The organism is Kineococcus sp. GCM10028916 (genome assembly GCF_042674865.1).
GTDB lineage: Bacteria > Actinomycetota > Actinomycetes > Actinomycetales > Kineococcaceae > Kineococcus.
Genome location: NZ_JBHTFM010000003.1, coordinates 76,681 through 91,833, shown reverse-complemented (window position 1 = coordinate 91,833; position 15,153 = coordinate 76,681). Strand labels below are relative to the sequence as shown.

Below are 15,153 nucleotides of genomic sequence, written 5' to 3'. Positions count from 1 at the left end.
CGCGATGACGAACATCGACTCCGTCGCCGACACCGGCGCCGCCCCCGGAGCGGACCTCGCGCTCCCGGCCCCCTCCCGCCGGCCCGTCCCGGCCTGGCGGATGCTGCTCCCGACGATGACCCCGTGGCTGGCCGCGGGCCTCACCCTCGTCCTCGGGATCTGCCTGTTCGGGCTGATCGGCCCGCTGCTGGTCGGCGACCCCGACGCCATCCGCGACGTGGGCCTGGAGGCCCCCACCGGCGACCTCTGGCTGGGGACCACCCAGACCGGCCAGGACGTGTTCGCCCAGCTGGCCTTCGCGACCCGCGGTTCCCTCCAGATCGGTTTCCTGGTCGGGATCCTCGCCACCGTGCTGTCGGCGTTCTTCGGCATCTACGGCGCCTACCTCGGGGGCGCCGCCGACGAGGTCTTCTCGTTGCTGACCAACGTCTTCCTGGTCATCCCCGGTCTCCCGCTGGTCATCGTCATCTCGGGTTTCGTGCCGCGGGAGAGCCGCGGGCTGTGGACGATCGCGGTCGTCCTGGCCCTCACCAGCTGGGCCGCCTCGGCCCGGGTGCTGCGCGCGCAGACCCTCTCGGTCCGCCACCGCGAGTACGTCTCCGCGTCCCGGCTCTCCGGTGAGCGCGCGTGGCGGGTCATCGTCGTGGAGATCCTGCCCAACCTGCTCCCGGTGCTGGCCTCGCAGTTCGTGTTCGCGGTCATCGCCGCCGTCCTCGGGGAGGCGGGGCTGTCGTTCCTCGGTCTCGGCGCCTCCGGTTCCTCGACCCTGGGCACGATGCTGTTCTACGCCCAGAACGGCTTCGCCCTGCCGCTGGGCGCCTGGTGGTGGTTCGCCCCGCCCGGGCTGCTCATCGCCCTGCTGGGCACCGGGCTGGCCCTGGTGAACTTCTCCATCGACGAGATCGTCAACCCCCGGCTGAAGAACACCCGCCTGCACCGCCGGCGGACTCGACTGGCGGCCCGTGCCGCCCGGAAGGCGGCCCGGTGAAACCCCAGGACCACGGACGCGACGTCGTGCTGAGCGTGCGCGACGTGACCGTCGTGTACGAGACGGAGGAACCGGTCACGGCCGTGTCCTCGGCGAGCTTCGACCTGCACCGCGGGGAGATCCTCGGCCTGGCCGGGGAGTCCGGCTGCGGGAAGACGACGCTGGCCTACGCCGTGAACCGCCTCCACCAGCCCCCGGCCCGGATCGCGTCGGGGTCGGTCGTCCTGCACGACGCCGACGGCAGCGACGTCGACGTCCTGGCCCTGGACGAGGAGCAGCTGCGCCGGTTCCGCTGGTCGAAGCTGTCGATGGTCTTCCAGGGCGCGATGAACGCGCTGAACCCGGTGCGCAGCATCGGCGCGCAGCTCGACGACACCCTGCGCGCCCACGCCCCGGCGATGGACCGCCGGGCCCGCCGGGCCCGGGCGGCGCAGGTGCTGGAACGCGTCGGGGTCGACCCGGGACGGCTGCGGTCCTACCCGCACGAACTCTCCGGCGGGATGCGGCAGCGGGTGATGATCGCCATGGCCATGCTGCTGGAACCCCAGGTGATGATCATGGACGAGCCGACGACCGCGCTCGACGTCGTCGTCCAGCGCGACATCCTGCGCGAGATCGTCCGGCTGCGCGACGAGATGCGCTTCGCGGTCGTGTTCATCACCCACGACCTCCCGCTGCTGCTGGAGATCAGCGACCGGATCGCCGTCATGCGCGGCGGGGAGATCGTCGAGCTCGACACCGCCGACACCCTCTACCGCGACGCCGCGCACCCCTACACCCGCCAGCTGCTCGGCTCCTTCCCCAGCCTGAGCGGTTCCCGCGGTTCGTTCATCCGCACCGGCGTCCACGACGACCGGCTGGCCACCTCCGAGGAGATCGCGTGACGACCGTGTCGGTGACCGGGCTCACCAAGGACTACTCGCTGCGCGAGGGCCTGCGGCGCAAGCCCCTGCGCGCCGTGGACCGCGTCAGCTTCGACCTCCTCCCCCGCCGCACCGTCGCCCTGGTGGGCGAGTCGGGGTCGGGGAAGTCCACCATCGCCAAACTGCTGGCCCGCCTGGAGAAACCGAGCGCAGGATCCATCGACGTCCGCCTCGACGACGGGACCCCCGTGGTGGGGTCCGTCTACCAGCGCCAGGTCCAGATGGTGTTCCAGGACCCCTTCGCCTCGCTGAACCCCTTCCACTCCGTCGGCCACCACGTCGCCCGCCCGCTGCTGCTGCACCAGCGCACCCGCGGGGCGGCGCAGACCCACCAGCGGGTCCTGGAGATGCTGGAACGGGTCAACCTCGGCCCCGCCGAGGTGGTCGCGGCCCGCCGACCGCACGAACTGTCCGGCGGGCAGCGCCAGCGCGTCGCGATCGCCCGCGCACTGGCCCCGGGGGCGAAGGTCCTCGTCGCCGACGAACCGGTCTCGATGCTCGACGTGTCGATCCGCCTGGGCGTGCTGAACCTGCTGGCCCGCCTGCAGCGGGAGGAGGACCTCGCGGTCCTCTACATCACCCACGACCTCGCCACGGCCCGGCACTTCTCCGACGAGATCCTCGTGCTCTACCGCGGTCGCGTCGTCGAGCGCGGCCCGGCCGACGCGGTGATCCTCGACCCCCACCACGACTACACGCGCCTGCTGGCCCAGGCCGCTCCCGACCCCGAGCGCCCCGGCAAGGTCGTGGCCACCGAGGCGGTGGCCGACCGCGCCGGCATCGACAACTCCGTCTGCTACGACCACCACCGGCAGGAGTGGATCCGGATCGACAGCGTGCCCGCGCCTGCGCGAGGCTCCCACCCGGTCCCCACCGCCCGCCCCTGAGAAACCCCGAGAGAGGACGACCCCGTGGACGTGCGCACCCTGCACCACGGTTGGACCCTGCGGCCCGTGGCCGGCGACCTGCCGCCGGAGGTCCGCGCGGCGAGCGACGCCGGCCCCCTGGACGCCGTCGTGCCGGGATCGGTGCACACCGACCTGCTCGCCGCCGGACTCATCCCCGACCCCTACGCCGCGCAGCACGAGCAGGAGCTCGCCTGGCTGCACCGCACCGGCTGGGAGTACGCCCACCGCCTCACCGAGGCCGCCCCGCAACCCGGGGAACGCGTCGACCTCCAGTTCGACGGCCTGGACACCGTGACCACCGTGACCCTCGGCGACGTCGTCCTGGGGCGCACGCAGAACATGCACCGCCGCCACCGCTTCGACCTCACCCCCCACCTCGGGGACGGCCCGCGCGACCTGCGGGTGCGCTTCGACTCCGCCCTCGAGCACGCCGAGACCGTCGAGAAGGACCTCGGACGCCGCCCCCGCGCCTACGACCACCCCTTCAACGCGGTCCGGAAGATGGCCTGCAGCTTCGGCTGGGACTGGGGCCCGGACCTGCAGACCGCGGGGATCTGGCGGCCGGTGACGGTCTCGCGCTGGCGCACCGCGCGCCTGGCCGGGGTCCGCCCGCTGGCCACCCTCGACGGTTCCACCGGACGCGTCGCCGTCCACGTCGAGGTCGAGCGGTCCGGGCTGGAGGAGGCCGGGACGCTCACCGTCGGCGTCCGGGTCCGCGACCTCCCGGGGCGCGACGACCTCACCGCGACCCTGTCCCTGGACCCCGCGACCACGACCGGCGTCGTGCAGGTCGAGGTCCCCGACGCCCCCGTCTGGTGGCCCCGCGGCCACGGCGACCAGCCCCTCGTGAGCGTCGACGTCGACCTGCGCGCCGGCGAGGACGCACTGGACGCGCTGGACGGGCGCACCCTGCGCACGGGTTTCCGCGACGTCCGCCTCGACGGGTCCGCCGACGAGTTCGGCACCCGCAGCACCCTCGTCGTCAACGGGGTCCCCGTCTTCGCCAAGGGCGTCAACTGGATCCCGCGCGACCACCTGCTCACCCGCCTGGACCGCGAGCGCTACGCCGCCGCGCTCACCGACGCCGTCGACGCGCACTGCAACCTGGTGCGGGTGTGGGGCGGGGGGATCTACGAGGACGACGCGTTCTACGAGCTGTGCGACGAACTCGGCCTGCTGGTCTGGCAGGACTTCCTGCTCGCCTGCGCCGCCTACGCCGAGGAGGAACCGCTGCGCTCGGAGATCGAGGCCGAGGCGCGGGAGAACGTGGCCCGCCTGGCCCACCACCCGGCGCTCGCGGTCTGGAACGGCGGCAACGAGAACCTCTGGGGCCACGAGGACTGGGGGTGGAAGGAGGAGCTCGGGGGTTCCACCTGGGGCCTGGGGTACTACGACGAGGTCTTCCCCGCCGTCCTGGCCGAACTGGACCCCACGAAGGTCTACGTCCCCGGCAGCCCCTCCAGTCCCGACGCGCCCGGGGTCCACCCCAACGACCCCGACCACGGCACCCACCACGTGTGGGACGTGTGGAACTCCGAGGACTGGACCGCCTACCGCGACCGGGTTCCCCGCTTCTGCTCGGAGTTCGGGTTCCAGGCCCCGCCGAGCGCGGCGACGCTGGCCGAACTGCTGGTTCCCGAGCAGCGGGCGAAGACGTCCCCGGTGTTCCTCGCCCACCAGAAGGCGCAGGACGGCAACGGGAAGCTGGACCGCGGGATGGAACCCCACACCGGGGTCCCCGAGGGTTTCGCGGACTGGGTGTGGGCCGGGCAGCTCAACCAGGCCCGCGCGATCACCTTCTCGGTGGAGCACTTCCGCTCCTGGTGGCCGCGGACCGCGGGCAGCGTCTACTGGCAGCTCGACGACTGCTGGCCCTCCACGTCGTGGGCCGTCGTCGACGGCGCGGGCCGGCGCAAACCCGGGTTCCACGCGCTGAAGCACGCCCACGCTCCGCGACTGCTGACCGTGCAGCCCCGCGACGGCGAGGACCACCTCGTCCTGGTGAACGACACCGCGCTCCCGTGGACGGCGCGGGTCGGCGGGCGGGTCACGACCCTCACCGGGCGGACGGTGCGCGTGGAGGACTTCACGGTCGAGGTCGCCCCGCGCTCGGTGCGCAGCACCCCGCTGCCCGCGGCGCTGACCGGTTTCGCCCCCGCCACCGAACTGCTCACCCTGGACGCCTCGGGGCTGCGCGCCGTCCAGGTCCTCGCCGAGGACCGGGACGTCGCGTGGGACCCGGAACCGTTGCACGCGGCGGTGACGGCCGTCGCGGACGGGTACACCGTCCGGGTCCACGCTCGGAGCGCCGCCCGCGACGTCACCCTGCTGGCGGACGCGGTCGCCCCCGACGCCGTCGTCGACGACGGACTGGTGACGTTGCTCGCCGGGGAGTCGCGGACGTTCCACGTGCGCACCCGGGTCCGGGTCGATCCCGCGGGTTTCACCCACCGCGACGTCCTGCGCACGGCGAACCAGTTCGGGGCGCACCGGTGAGCCCGTCCGGGACGATCGGCCTGGTGATCCCCGGCCCGGCCCGGCGGATCGGGGTCGAGCCGTACTTCGCCGAGCTCGTGGAGGGCATCGAGGAGGTGCTGCACCCCGTGGGGTACAGCGTCCTCGTGCTGGTGGCCGCGGACCGGGCCAGCGAGCTCGCGGCCTACCGGCGCTGGGCCGCCGACGACGGGGTCGAGGGCGTGGTCGTCGTGGACCTCGTCGAGGGCGACGCCCGCCCGGCGCTCCTGGAGTCGCTGGAACTGCCGCACGTCCTGGCCGCCCACCTGGACGATCCACGGGCCTGCACGAGCGAGGTCGCCGACGACGCCCAGCGGATCGGTGCGGCCATCGAGTTCCTCGCCGGGATCGGGCACCGCCGCATCGGTCACGTGTCCGGGCCGGCGCACCTCGTGCACACCGCCGAGCGCTCGGTGACCATCCAGGAGGTCGCCCGCCTCCTGGACCTGGACGTGCGGACCGCCGAGGCGGACTACACCGCGACGGCCGGGACCAGTGCCGTCGTGAGCCTGCTGGACGTCGCGGACCCCCCGACGGCCGTGATCTTCGACAACGACGTGATGGCCGTCGCCGCGCTGGAGTTCCTCACCGAGTCCGGGATCTCCGTGCCCGGTGACGTCAGCCTGATGTCCGCCGACGACTCCCCCTTGTGCGAGCTGACGGTCCCCCCGTTGTCCGCCATGAGCCTCGACGTCCACCACCGCGGTGAGCGGCTGGGCACCGCGGTGCTGGCCCTGCTGGCCGGCGGCGACGCGCGCCAGCCTCCGAGCCCCCCGTCGCAGGTGCTGGTGCGCGAGACCACCGCGCCCCCGGCGGACCGGCCGGCCCACGGGGTGTGACCCGGGCTGGCACGCTGGAGGACGTGAGCGCCCACGCCGTGGTCCGGCAGGTCCTGCCCGTCCCCGCCGACGTGGCCTTCGACGTCGTGCACGACTACCCGAACCGGCTGCGCTGGGACACCCTGCTGCGCGCGGCGTACACCGTGGGCGGCGCCGCTCCCGACCGCGGCGTCGACGCCGTCTGCCGGGCCCGCTGGACCCTCGGTGGGCTGACCTTCCGCACGCGCTACGTGACCTTCCGCCGCCCCGACCTGGCGGCGGTCACCCTGACCTCGCGGTCGCCGTTCTTCGCCGCGTGGGCCGCCTCGATGCGCCACCGCGACCTCGAGGGCGGGCGCAGCGAGGTCGTCTACACGTTGACGTTCACCGGTGCCCCCGCCCCGCTGTCCCGCGTCGTCGAGGCCGTCGCCGTGCGGGCGTTCCGGTGGGAGACCGGGCGGCGGTTGCGCGCCCTGGCCGCTCACCTCGCAGGGTCCGCGCCGGCCGCGCCGACAGGTCAGGGGTGACGGTGGCGGCACCGGGGGCACGCCGTCGCGGAGGTGCTCGCCTCAAGCGGCGGACGTCGACTGCCGACGTCAGGGTGTGGAAACCTCCGCGCCGCTGAGCCCGGGCGCCCCCGGCGCCGGAGACCGGACCGACGCCTCCGTCCTGACGTGGTGGCGGGCGCACCCCGCGGCGATGCACCTGACGTTCGCGGTGGCCTACGCCGGTGCGGTCGTGGCGGGCCGGGCGACCCGGTTGCCGGGTTCGACCCTGTCGCTCGTGTGGCCGGCGGCCGCCGTCGGTTTCGTGTGGGTCGCCTGCTGCTGGCACCAGCGCCGTGGCCGGGTCCTGGCCGTCGCGGCGGTGGCCGTCCTGTCGGGGCTGTTGAACGCCGCGACCGGCGCCGGAGCGCTGCTGGGGGCCGCGTTCGCGGTGGCCAACGGCGTGCAGGCCGCCACCTCGTGCCTCGTGGCGCACCGCTGGCACCGTCGCGGTGGCAGCGCGCCGTGGCGGTTGCGGAACCCCGCGGACCTGACCGCCCTGGTCCTGGGGTCGGTGGCCGGGTCGGCAGCGGCAGCCTGCGTCGGACCGCTCGCCCTGCACCTCAGCGCCGGCACCCCGCTGCTCCCGGCGACCGGGGCGTGGCTGGTGCGCAACGCCGCCAGCACCTTCGTCTTCGCCGCCTTCGCCCTGCGGCTGGCCGACCGGGGCCGGCGCTGGCGGACCGGCTGGCGCAGCGGCACGGAGATCGTCGCCGCGACCGTGGTGGTGGTCGCCGCGTACACGGTGGTCTTCACCCAGACCGAGCACCTGCCGCTCGCCTTCGCGCTGCTGCCGTTCAGCATGTGGATCGCGCTGCGCTTCCACACCACGACCACCACCGGCCACGTCCTGCTCGTCGGGATCTGGGTCGTGGCCGCGACCATGGCCGGGCGTGGGCCGTTCGCGGTGGACTCCCCCGCGACCCGGGTGCTGCTGGCCCAGGCCTTCGTCACCGTCATCGGGCTCGCCGCCCTGGTCCTGGCCCTGATCCGGGACGAGCGCGCCGACCTGGTCGCCGGTCTGCGCCGGGCCCAGCGGGAAGCCGCCGAGCAGGCCGCCCTGCTGCGGGAGGTCTTCGAGACCACCGGCGACGGGTTGAGCGTCTACGACGCCCGCGGTGCGGCCCTGCTGCGCAACCGCGCCGCGATGTCGCTCTTCCCCGACCTGCCGCTCGACCTCGCGCAGGAGCGGTGGACGGAGTTCTTCTCCATGCGCCACCCCGACGGCCGGCCCTGGCCGGTGCCGGACCTGCCCGTCTCACGTGCCCTGCGCGGGGAGACGGTCGAGAACGCGGACGTGCTCGTCACGACGCCGGCCGTCCCCGCCGGGCGGCTGCTGAACCTCAGCGCCCACCCGCTGCCCCCGGCCACCGGGCAGCGCTGGGCCGGGGGCGTGGTCCTGGCCGCTCGCGACGTCAGCGCCGAGCGGGCCGCCGCGGCCCGCCTGGCCGCCTCCGAACGCCGCTTCCGCGCCGCCTTCGACACCGCACCGATCAGCATGATGATCGTCGGGCTGACCGGCCGGGACGCCGCGCAGATCCTGCAGGTCAACGCCACGTTGAGCGAGTTCACGGGGTTCGCCGCGTGGGAACTGCTCCAGCTCGACCACCACGCCCTGACCCACCCCGAGGACCGGGGCGAGTGCATCACCGCGTTCGCCCCCTTCCTCGACGGCCGGGCCCACGAGGCCCGGGTGGAGAAGCGCTACCAGCACGCCGACGGCAGCACCCGCTGGGGCCTGCTGTCGGCGACCGTCCTCACCGACTCCGGGTGGAACACGGCCACCAGCGGTGAACCCGACGGCGAGCCGTACCTGCTGTGCCTGATCGAGGACATCACCGTCCGCAGGGCCGCCGAGGACCTCCTGCGGCACCAGGCCCTGCACGACCCCCTGACCGGACTGCCCAACCGGACCCTGATGCACGACCGGCTCACCCACGCCCTGGCCGCCACCAGCCGGGACCACACCCGGGTGGGGGTCCTGTTCTGCGACCTCGACGGGTTCAAGGCCGTCAACGACGCCGCCGGGCACGCCACCGGGGACGACCTGCTGCGCGAGGTCGCCGACCGCTTCTCCACCTGCCTGCGCCCGGGGGACACCCTGGCCCGCCTCGGCGGGGACGAGTTCGCCGTCGTCTGCCCCGGGCTGACCGAGGAGCAGGACCTGCCGGCCATCGCCGAACGCCTGCTGGCCAGCCTGCGGGCGCCCGTCGTGCTGACGCGCGGCACCTTCACCGTCGGAGCCAGCATCGGGATGACGTCGGCGTGCGTCCCGGCCGGGGTGCACGCCGTGACCCCGATCGGCGACGGCCCGGACACCGACGGGACCGACGGCGTGGGTGCCCTGGCCGAGGCGGTCCTCGCCGAAGCCGACGAGGCGATGTACGAGGCCAAGCGCGGCGGCAAGAACCGCGCCCACCGGCACGGGCACCGTCCGATCGGGCACCCCTGACGCCACGGGGTGCTGCAGCGCAGCCCGCCGACCCCGGCGGTTCGGTCGCGGTCAGTAGCTCCGGGCGACGACGGCGACCAGGTCGTCCTCGTCGTCGGCCTCGGGCAGGGAACCGTCGGGCCGTTGCAGGCACCGCACCGTCACCGCGTTCCGGGTCAGCTCCGCCTCCCCGTCGACGCCGAGAGTTCGCCACGGGATCCGCCCGAACCCGGTCCGTGCCGCCTCGGCCGCTTCCTGCACCGAGGACACGTCCACGGTGCGGTCCCGCAGGCGTCGCCGACCGCGCTGCAGCAGGTCGCCCTGCACCTGCTGCAGCAGCGCGGGCACCAGCGAGGCGACCGCCTCCAGGGTGGGACGCCGTCGTTCACCGTTGTCGCGACGGACCAGGGTCACGACGCCCTCGCCCACGTCGCGCGGTCCGACCTCCAGCCGGACGGGCACGCCCTTGAGCTCCCAGCCGGTGACCCGGCGTCCGAAGCCCTGGTCGGTGCGGCGGTCGACCTTCACGCGCACCCCGGCCGCCGACAACTGCTCCTGGATCCGCTGGGCGGCGCCGAGGCTGGCCTCGTCCTCCTTCACCACCACGACCACGACCTGCGTGGGGGCCAGCGCCGGGGGGACCACGAGACCCCTGTCGTCCCCGTGGCCCATGACGAGCCCGCCGACGACCCGGGTGCTCAGACCCCAGCTGGTGGTCCAGCACAGGGGCCTCCCGCCGTCGGCGTCGGCGTAGCGGATGTCGAAGGCGGTCGCGAAGTTCTGGCCCATCTCGTGGCTGGTGGCCACCTGCAACGCCTTGCCGTCGCCCATCATCGCCTCGCAGGCCAGGGTGTTGACGGCGCCGGCGAAGCGTTCCCGGGCGGTCTTGAGCCCGACGTGCACGGGCAGCGCCAGGACGTCGTCGAAGAAGTCGCGGTAGACCTGCAGGTGGATGCGGCGGGCGTAGGCCGAGGCGTCGGCCCGCGTGGCGTGGGCGGTGTGCCCCTCCTGCCACAGGAACTCGGTGGTGCGCAGGAACAGGCGCGGGCGCAGCTCCCAGCGCACGACGTTGGCCCACTGGTTCAGCAGCAGGGGCAGGTCGCGGTGACCCTGGATCCACCTGGCCATCAACTCACCGAAGACGGTCTCGCTGGTGGGACGCACGACCAGCGGCTCGGGCAGCTCCTTGCCCCCGGCGTGGGTGACGACGGCCAGCTCGGGGCTGAAACCCTCGACGTGCTCGGCCTCACGCTGCAGGTAGCTCTCGGGGATGAGCAACGGCAGGTAGACGTTCTCGGCACCGGCCCGCTCGATGCGGGCGTCGACCTCCGCCTGGATCCGCTCCCAGAGGGCGTAGCCGTAGGGCCGGATGACCATGGTGCCGCGGACGGGACCGTTGTCGGCGAGTTCCGCCTTGTCGACGACGTCCTGGTACCAGCGCGGGAAGTCCTGGGCCCGGGGGGTCAGGACCGGAGCTCGCTCGTCGGTGACCGGTGCCATGGACAGCGAGCCTAGGTCGGACGTGTCCGTCGTCGCCCGGGTTTTCTCGCGGGGCCGTGGCGTCGCCGGCCGCACCGGGGGTCAGGTGGGCAGGTCCACCCCGTCCGCCAGCAGGGCGACACCGGCCACCGGGTCACCGGACGTGTTCACGCTGACGTCGAAGACGTGGTCGGCCGCGGTGCTGCGCCAGGCCAGGCGGGTGTCCCCGGAGTCCCCGTACTGGACCCCGAGCACGGTGCCGCTGCGCCACTGCAGCGTGGTGAAGTCGGACCGGGAAGGCTCGCTCGTCGCCGCAGCGGTCGGCGGCTGGGCGGTGTCCCCGCCGTAGAGGATCGTCATCCACACCAGTCCCTCGCGGCGGGCCTCGTCGAAGGGCGTGCCGTCGGCGTCCACACCCGGGGGCAGGTAGGCGACGTTCACCCCGTGGACGTCGGCGGCCGGATCCGCCGACGGTGCCGGTGGGTCGGCCGCCGAGGGGACCGGGTGCTCGAAGACGGCGGCACCCTCGGAGCTGCCGCAGACGGGGGTGAAACCGCGTTCCTGCAGCGTCGGGAAGCTGGGGACGGGGACGTCGAGGTGCTCGGCGACCTCGTCGCACGCCAGGGTGGCGCCCACGAGGTCGGCGACGCTGTCGAGCAGCGCCAGCGGGTCGCCGCGACGGGCGGACTCCGGCGCGGTCAGCGCCGCGACGGCGCTCTCCTGAGCAGGCGTCAGCACCAGCGCGGGTCGGCTGCCGTCCTCGGAGGGAGGGGAGCTGCCCGGGGTGCTGCCGCAACCGCAGAGGACGCAGGCGGCCGCGGTCAGGCCCGCGGCTCGCCGCACCGCTCGTGCTCGTCCACCCATGCCGTGCCTCCTCGCCGGTGATCGCGTCGGTACGGGGACGCACCCGCAGTCTCGCCGTCGTCGGGGCTGGTGGTGCGGCAGTGGTGAGCGCTGGAGGGACGGGGCGGGCAAGATTGCTCCGGTGACTCAGTGCGACGCTCTTCGCCCGTACCGCGGGTGCGCGCTGGGTCCGGACCCGACCTGGGCACGATGAGGTGCACGACACCGGACGGGAGGCAGCGTGGACGCAGCACGGACCGCCGCGCAGGACGCCGCGCGGCAGAGCGTGAGTGACCTCGTGCTCGAGACCAGCGGGGTCGGCACCTTCGTCCTGCACCTGCCGAGTCAGGAGCTGGTCGTCGACGACCGCCTGTTGGAGCTGGTGGGCGTGGACCGGGCCGACTTCACCGGCCGGGGTGGTGACCTCCTCGCGCGTCTCGACGAGGACGAGGCCGCCGCGGCGACTACCGCTCTGACGCGGGCGGTGGTCACGGCCGGGACGTGGAGCGACGAGTACTCGATCTCGGGTCGCGACGGGGTGCGCCGTCGTGTCGCCGTGCGAGGGCGCAGCGTGGTCGGCCACGACGGCGACGGCAACGGCGGCACCGTGACCGCGGTGGTCGGGGTGGTCGAAGGACGGGAGAGCGGGCCCGCGGCGGTGGGCGCACTCGGCGCGCCGGAAACGCAGGCCGAGTCCGCGCGCACCATCCAGATCCTGGAGACGATGTCGGCGGCGTTCTACTCCTTGGACCCCGACTGGCGCTTCACCTACGTCAACGGTCCGGCTGAGACCTTGATCGGGTGCACGCGTCAGGAGGCGGTGGGGCAGGTGGTGTGGGACCTGTTCCCCCAGGCGCGGGGCACGGTCATCGAGGCCACCTACCGCGATGCCCTCACCACCGGGGAGCCGGCCGTCTTCGAGGCGTACTACCCCCAGCCGCTGGACGCGTGGTTCGAGATCCGGGTCTGGCCCAGGGCGGAGGGTCTGTCGGTCTTCTTCCTCGACATCACCGCCCGCCGCGCGGCCCAGGAGGCCGCTGAGCGCAGCACGCGCCGTCTGGCTGCGCTCGGGGAGACCGCCCTGGCCCTGGCCGACGCCGAGGACATCGGCGATGTCGTCACCGTCATGACGCGCCGGGGTCTGGCGGCGTTGGACGCGCAGGGTAGTTCGATCGCCGTTCCCGACCCTGCCGACCCTGCGTACCTGTTGTCCTACATCACCGACAACCTCGTCGAGGACACCCGCGCGGACTTCGCCCGTCTCCCGGTGGACGCGCAACTGTCGGTCGCGGTGACCGCCCGGACCGGGCAGCGGATGCTGCTGGGCGATCAGGCGGCGTGCGAGGCCTTCTCCCCCCACGTGGTGGCCGCGAACGTGGTCACCGGTTGCCAGGCGTGGGCTTCGCTGCCGCTGCGTGCCGACGGGGCGGTCATCGGCGTGCTCACGCTGGGCTGGCGCGAGGCGCAGTCGTTCGAGGAGAGGCAGCTGGAGCTGCTGGAGACCTACGCCGCCCAGTGCGCCCAGACCCTGCAACGCCTGGCCGCCCGGGAGGCCGAGCGGGCCGCGACCGCGCAGCAGGCCGCCCTGGTCGCCCTCGCCCGGGCCCTGGGCGAGGCCGACAGCGAGCAGGAGGTCGTCACCGTGCTCACCGAGCGGGCGGCGTCGTTGCTGCAGGCCGACGGCGCGGTCCTGTGCCTGCGCGAGGCGGGGGACTCCCACGTGCGGGTCCTGACGACCGCCGACGCCTACGACCAACGCATCCGTGACCGGTTGCGGCGTCTGCCGGTGGACTTCGACCTGCCTGCGGTCCGCACCGCGGTCACCGGGGTGCCGTTCTTCCACACCGACCGGGCCGAGAGCCTCGCGGCGATCCCCGGCGCGGCGCGCTCCTACGCCGCCGGTGGCGTCGAGGCCTCCGCCGCGGTCCCGCTGCACGCGCGCGGTCACCTGCTGGGCTGCCTGTCGGTGACCTACCCCCACCCCCACCCCTGGCCGCAGAGCGATCGGGACCTGCTGGCGGCCTGCGCGACGCTGGTCGCCCAGACCTTGGAACGCATCGGGGCCCGGGACGCCGAACGCGAAGCCGGTGCGGAGGTCGCCCGCTTCTCCGAGACCTTGCAGCGTTCCCTGCTCAGCGGCCCCACTGCGCCGGCAGACCTGCAGGTCGCGGTGCGCTACGTGCCCGCAGCCAGTCAGGTGCAGGTCGGAGGGGACTGGTACGACGCCTTCGTGACCTCCGAGGGGACCACCAGCCTGGTCATCGGTGACGTCACCGGCCACGACCGCCACGCCGCGGCCGCGATGGCGCAGTTCCGCAACCTGCTGCGCGGGATCGGCTACGCCCTCGGTCACCCGCCCGCCACGATCTTGAGCGTGCTGGACCAGGCCGCCCACGACCTGGGCGTGGCCGAGATGGCCACCGTCGTCCTCGCCCAGGTCCACCCGAGCCCCCCGCAGCAGGCAGCGGGCCTGCGGACCCTGCACTGGTCCAACGCCGGTCACCTGCCCCCGCTGCTCCTCGCTCCCGACGGCACCACGTGCTACCTCGACACCGCACCGGACCTGCTCATGGGCCTGGACCCCGCCACCTCCCGCACCGACCACGAGCTGCTCCTGGCCCCGGGATCGACCGTGCTGTTCTTCACCGACGGCCTCGTCGAACGTCGTGGGGCCTGGCTGCAGGACGGCTTGGACTGGCTGGCGCGTGCTGCGGCTGACGTGGCTCACCTGCCCCCGGAGCAGATCTGCGATGCCCTGCTCGCTCAGGTCGGTGACCGCGTCGAGGACGACGTCGCCCTGCTGGTGCTGCGGACCGACGCCGAGGAGTCCGAGCGTCCACGATGAGTTCGACCAGTCGTGGCCGCCCCGGTCGTGGCCGCGCTGAGGTCCTGGCCGCGCTGAGGTCCTGGACGCGCTGACCACCGAGGGCGGTGTGGTGCCGGTGGTGGACGGGCGGCCAGGTCGGAAGGGCCCGGCGGCGAGCGGCTTCCGAGAGGTGAGGGCGGGCGCAGGCCCACTCCGTCGCCGACGTGCGGTGGAACTGCTGCACCCTCCGTCGGAGGACAGCGCCGTGGACCGCCGGCTGACCCTGATCGAGGTGAGCACGGCCGGCGGCATCCCGATCGGGCTCGACGTCGTCGAGGGAGTCGAGATCGGTCCAGGAGGAGAGGGTCGCCGGGTCGGGGTCTCAGCTCCCGTCGACGGTGAGGGCGCTGCCCTGGCACGGGCAGGTGTCGGAGACGACGACTCGGTAGGCCGTCACGGGGTCACCGGTGATGTCGAGGGTGATGACTTCTGCGGGCGCGCCGTTGAGGGCGTAACCCTGGCGTTGGCTGTCGGGCCGGCAGGGACCGTCGGCGTGGTTGGCGCCGTCGACGACGGCTGCGGGTGACCACGGCCGCTGGTCGCGGTGGTGGACGACGATGGTGCTGGTGCTGGGTCCTGCGCAGTCGATGACCAGGAAGGCGTGACCGGTGTCGGGCAGGACCGCGGTGAGCGAGGTGTCCACCGGCTGCGGCGAGCCGTCGGCGTGGGCGTCGTGCGTGGACACGGTCAACGTGGTGCCGGGGGGTAGCGCCGGCAGGGGGGTGACGGTTTCCGCGCCGGCGGAGCGGGTCGCGAGCACCACGCCGGCGACGGTGACGGCGGCGGCCGCGGCGATCAGCGGGCGTCGTCGTGCGGTGCGGATCGCCATTGGTCCCCC

General features: G+C 73.9%; 11 protein-coding genes. 8 read left to right on the top strand and 3 right to left on the bottom strand.

Annotated elements, in window-relative coordinates; translation table 11 throughout:
- Positions 1-4: 4 nt before the first annotated feature.
- The 7 genes from ACFQ46_RS02815 (at position 5) to ACFQ46_RS02785 (ending at position 9,148) form a co-directional block, all read left to right on the top strand.
- The gene (locus tag ACFQ46_RS02815) at positions 5-988 is read left to right on the top strand and encodes an ABC transporter permease (RefSeq protein ID WP_380256996.1); all 984 of its coding nucleotides are present in this window, start codon (positions 5-7) and stop codon (positions 986-988) included.
- Entirely contained in the window at positions 985-1,872 is an 888-nt protein-coding gene (locus ACFQ46_RS02810; RefSeq protein WP_380256994.1) for an ABC transporter ATP-binding protein, read from the top strand. The genes ACFQ46_RS02815 and ACFQ46_RS02810 overlap by 4 nt, the downstream gene beginning before the upstream one ends.
- Entirely contained in the window at positions 1,869-2,798 is a 930-nt protein-coding gene (locus ACFQ46_RS02805; protein ID WP_380256992.1) for an ABC transporter ATP-binding protein, read from the top strand. Before ACFQ46_RS02810 ends, ACFQ46_RS02805 begins: the two co-directional genes overlap by 4 nt.
- 24 nt (positions 2,799-2,822) lie before the next feature.
- A complete protein-coding gene (locus ACFQ46_RS02800) occupies positions 2,823-5,315 on the top strand; it encodes a glycoside hydrolase family 2 protein (RefSeq protein WP_380256990.1) in 2,493 nt (830 codons plus the stop codon).
- Positions 5,316-5,338: 23 nt separating this feature from the next.
- Positions 5,339-6,172 carry a LacI family DNA-binding transcriptional regulator gene (locus ACFQ46_RS02795; RefSeq protein ID WP_380256988.1) on the top strand — a complete coding sequence of 278 codons (834 nt, stop codon included), beginning with the start codon at positions 5,339-5,341 and terminating at the stop codon, positions 6,170-6,172.
- Positions 6,173-6,195: 23 nt separating this feature from the next.
- Entirely contained in the window at positions 6,196-6,678 is a 483-nt protein-coding gene (locus ACFQ46_RS02790) for an SRPBCC family protein (protein WP_380256986.1), read from the top strand.
- 76 nt (positions 6,679-6,754) lie between these two features.
- The gene (locus tag ACFQ46_RS02785) at positions 6,755-9,148 is read left to right on the top strand and encodes a diguanylate cyclase domain-containing protein (protein ID WP_380256984.1); all 2,394 of its coding nucleotides are present in this window, start codon (positions 6,755-6,757) and stop codon (positions 9,146-9,148) included.
- A 51-nt stretch (positions 9,149-9,199) separates the two neighbouring features.
- Here the strand turns inward: ACFQ46_RS02785 and proS are convergent, their stop codons facing one another.
- Together proS and ACFQ46_RS02775 are read right to left on the bottom strand one after the other, a co-directional pair.
- On the bottom strand, positions 9,200-10,627 hold the full coding sequence (gene proS, locus ACFQ46_RS02780; RefSeq protein WP_380256982.1) for a proline--tRNA ligase: 1,428 nt from the start codon (positions 10,625-10,627) through the stop codon (positions 9,200-9,202).
- Between the two features lie 81 nt (positions 10,628-10,708).
- On the bottom strand, positions 10,709-11,470 hold the full coding sequence (locus ACFQ46_RS02775; RefSeq protein WP_380256980.1) for a hypothetical protein: 762 nt from the start codon (positions 11,468-11,470) through the stop codon (positions 10,709-10,711).
- Positions 11,471-11,690: 220 nt separating this feature from the next.
- Here ACFQ46_RS02775 and ACFQ46_RS02770 point away from each other — a divergent pair, with 220 nt between their 5' ends.
- Positions 11,691-14,294, top strand: coding sequence for a SpoIIE family protein phosphatase (locus tag ACFQ46_RS02770; protein ID WP_380256978.1), 2,604 nt, complete (start codon positions 11,691-11,693; stop codon positions 14,292-14,294).
- 343 nt (positions 14,295-14,637) lie between these two features.
- Here the strand turns inward: ACFQ46_RS02770 and ACFQ46_RS02765 are convergent, their stop codons facing one another.
- Positions 14,638-15,144: a hypothetical protein gene (locus tag ACFQ46_RS02765; protein ID WP_380256976.1), complete on the bottom strand. Its 507-nt coding sequence runs from the start codon at positions 15,142-15,144 to the stop codon at positions 14,638-14,640.
- Between the last annotated feature and the right edge of the window lie 9 nt (positions 15,145-15,153).

What these genes read in the sequence shown, in the direction of transcription:
- ACFQ46_RS02815 (WP_380256996.1), top strand. Translation starts at nt 5, where the DNA reads ATGACGAACATCGACTCCGTCGCCGACACCGGCGCCGCCCCCGGAGCG.
- proS (WP_380256982.1), bottom strand. Translation starts at nt 10,627, where the DNA reads ATGGCACCGGTCACCGACGAGCGAGCTCCGGTCCTGACCCCCCGGGCC.
- ACFQ46_RS02775 (WP_380256980.1), bottom strand. Translation starts at nt 11,470, where the DNA reads ATGGGTGGACGAGCACGAGCGGTGCGGCGAGCCGCGGGCCTGACCGCG.
- ACFQ46_RS02765 (WP_380256976.1), bottom strand. Translation starts at nt 15,144, where the DNA reads ATGGCGATCCGCACCGCACGACGACGCCCGCTGATCGCCGCGGCCGCC.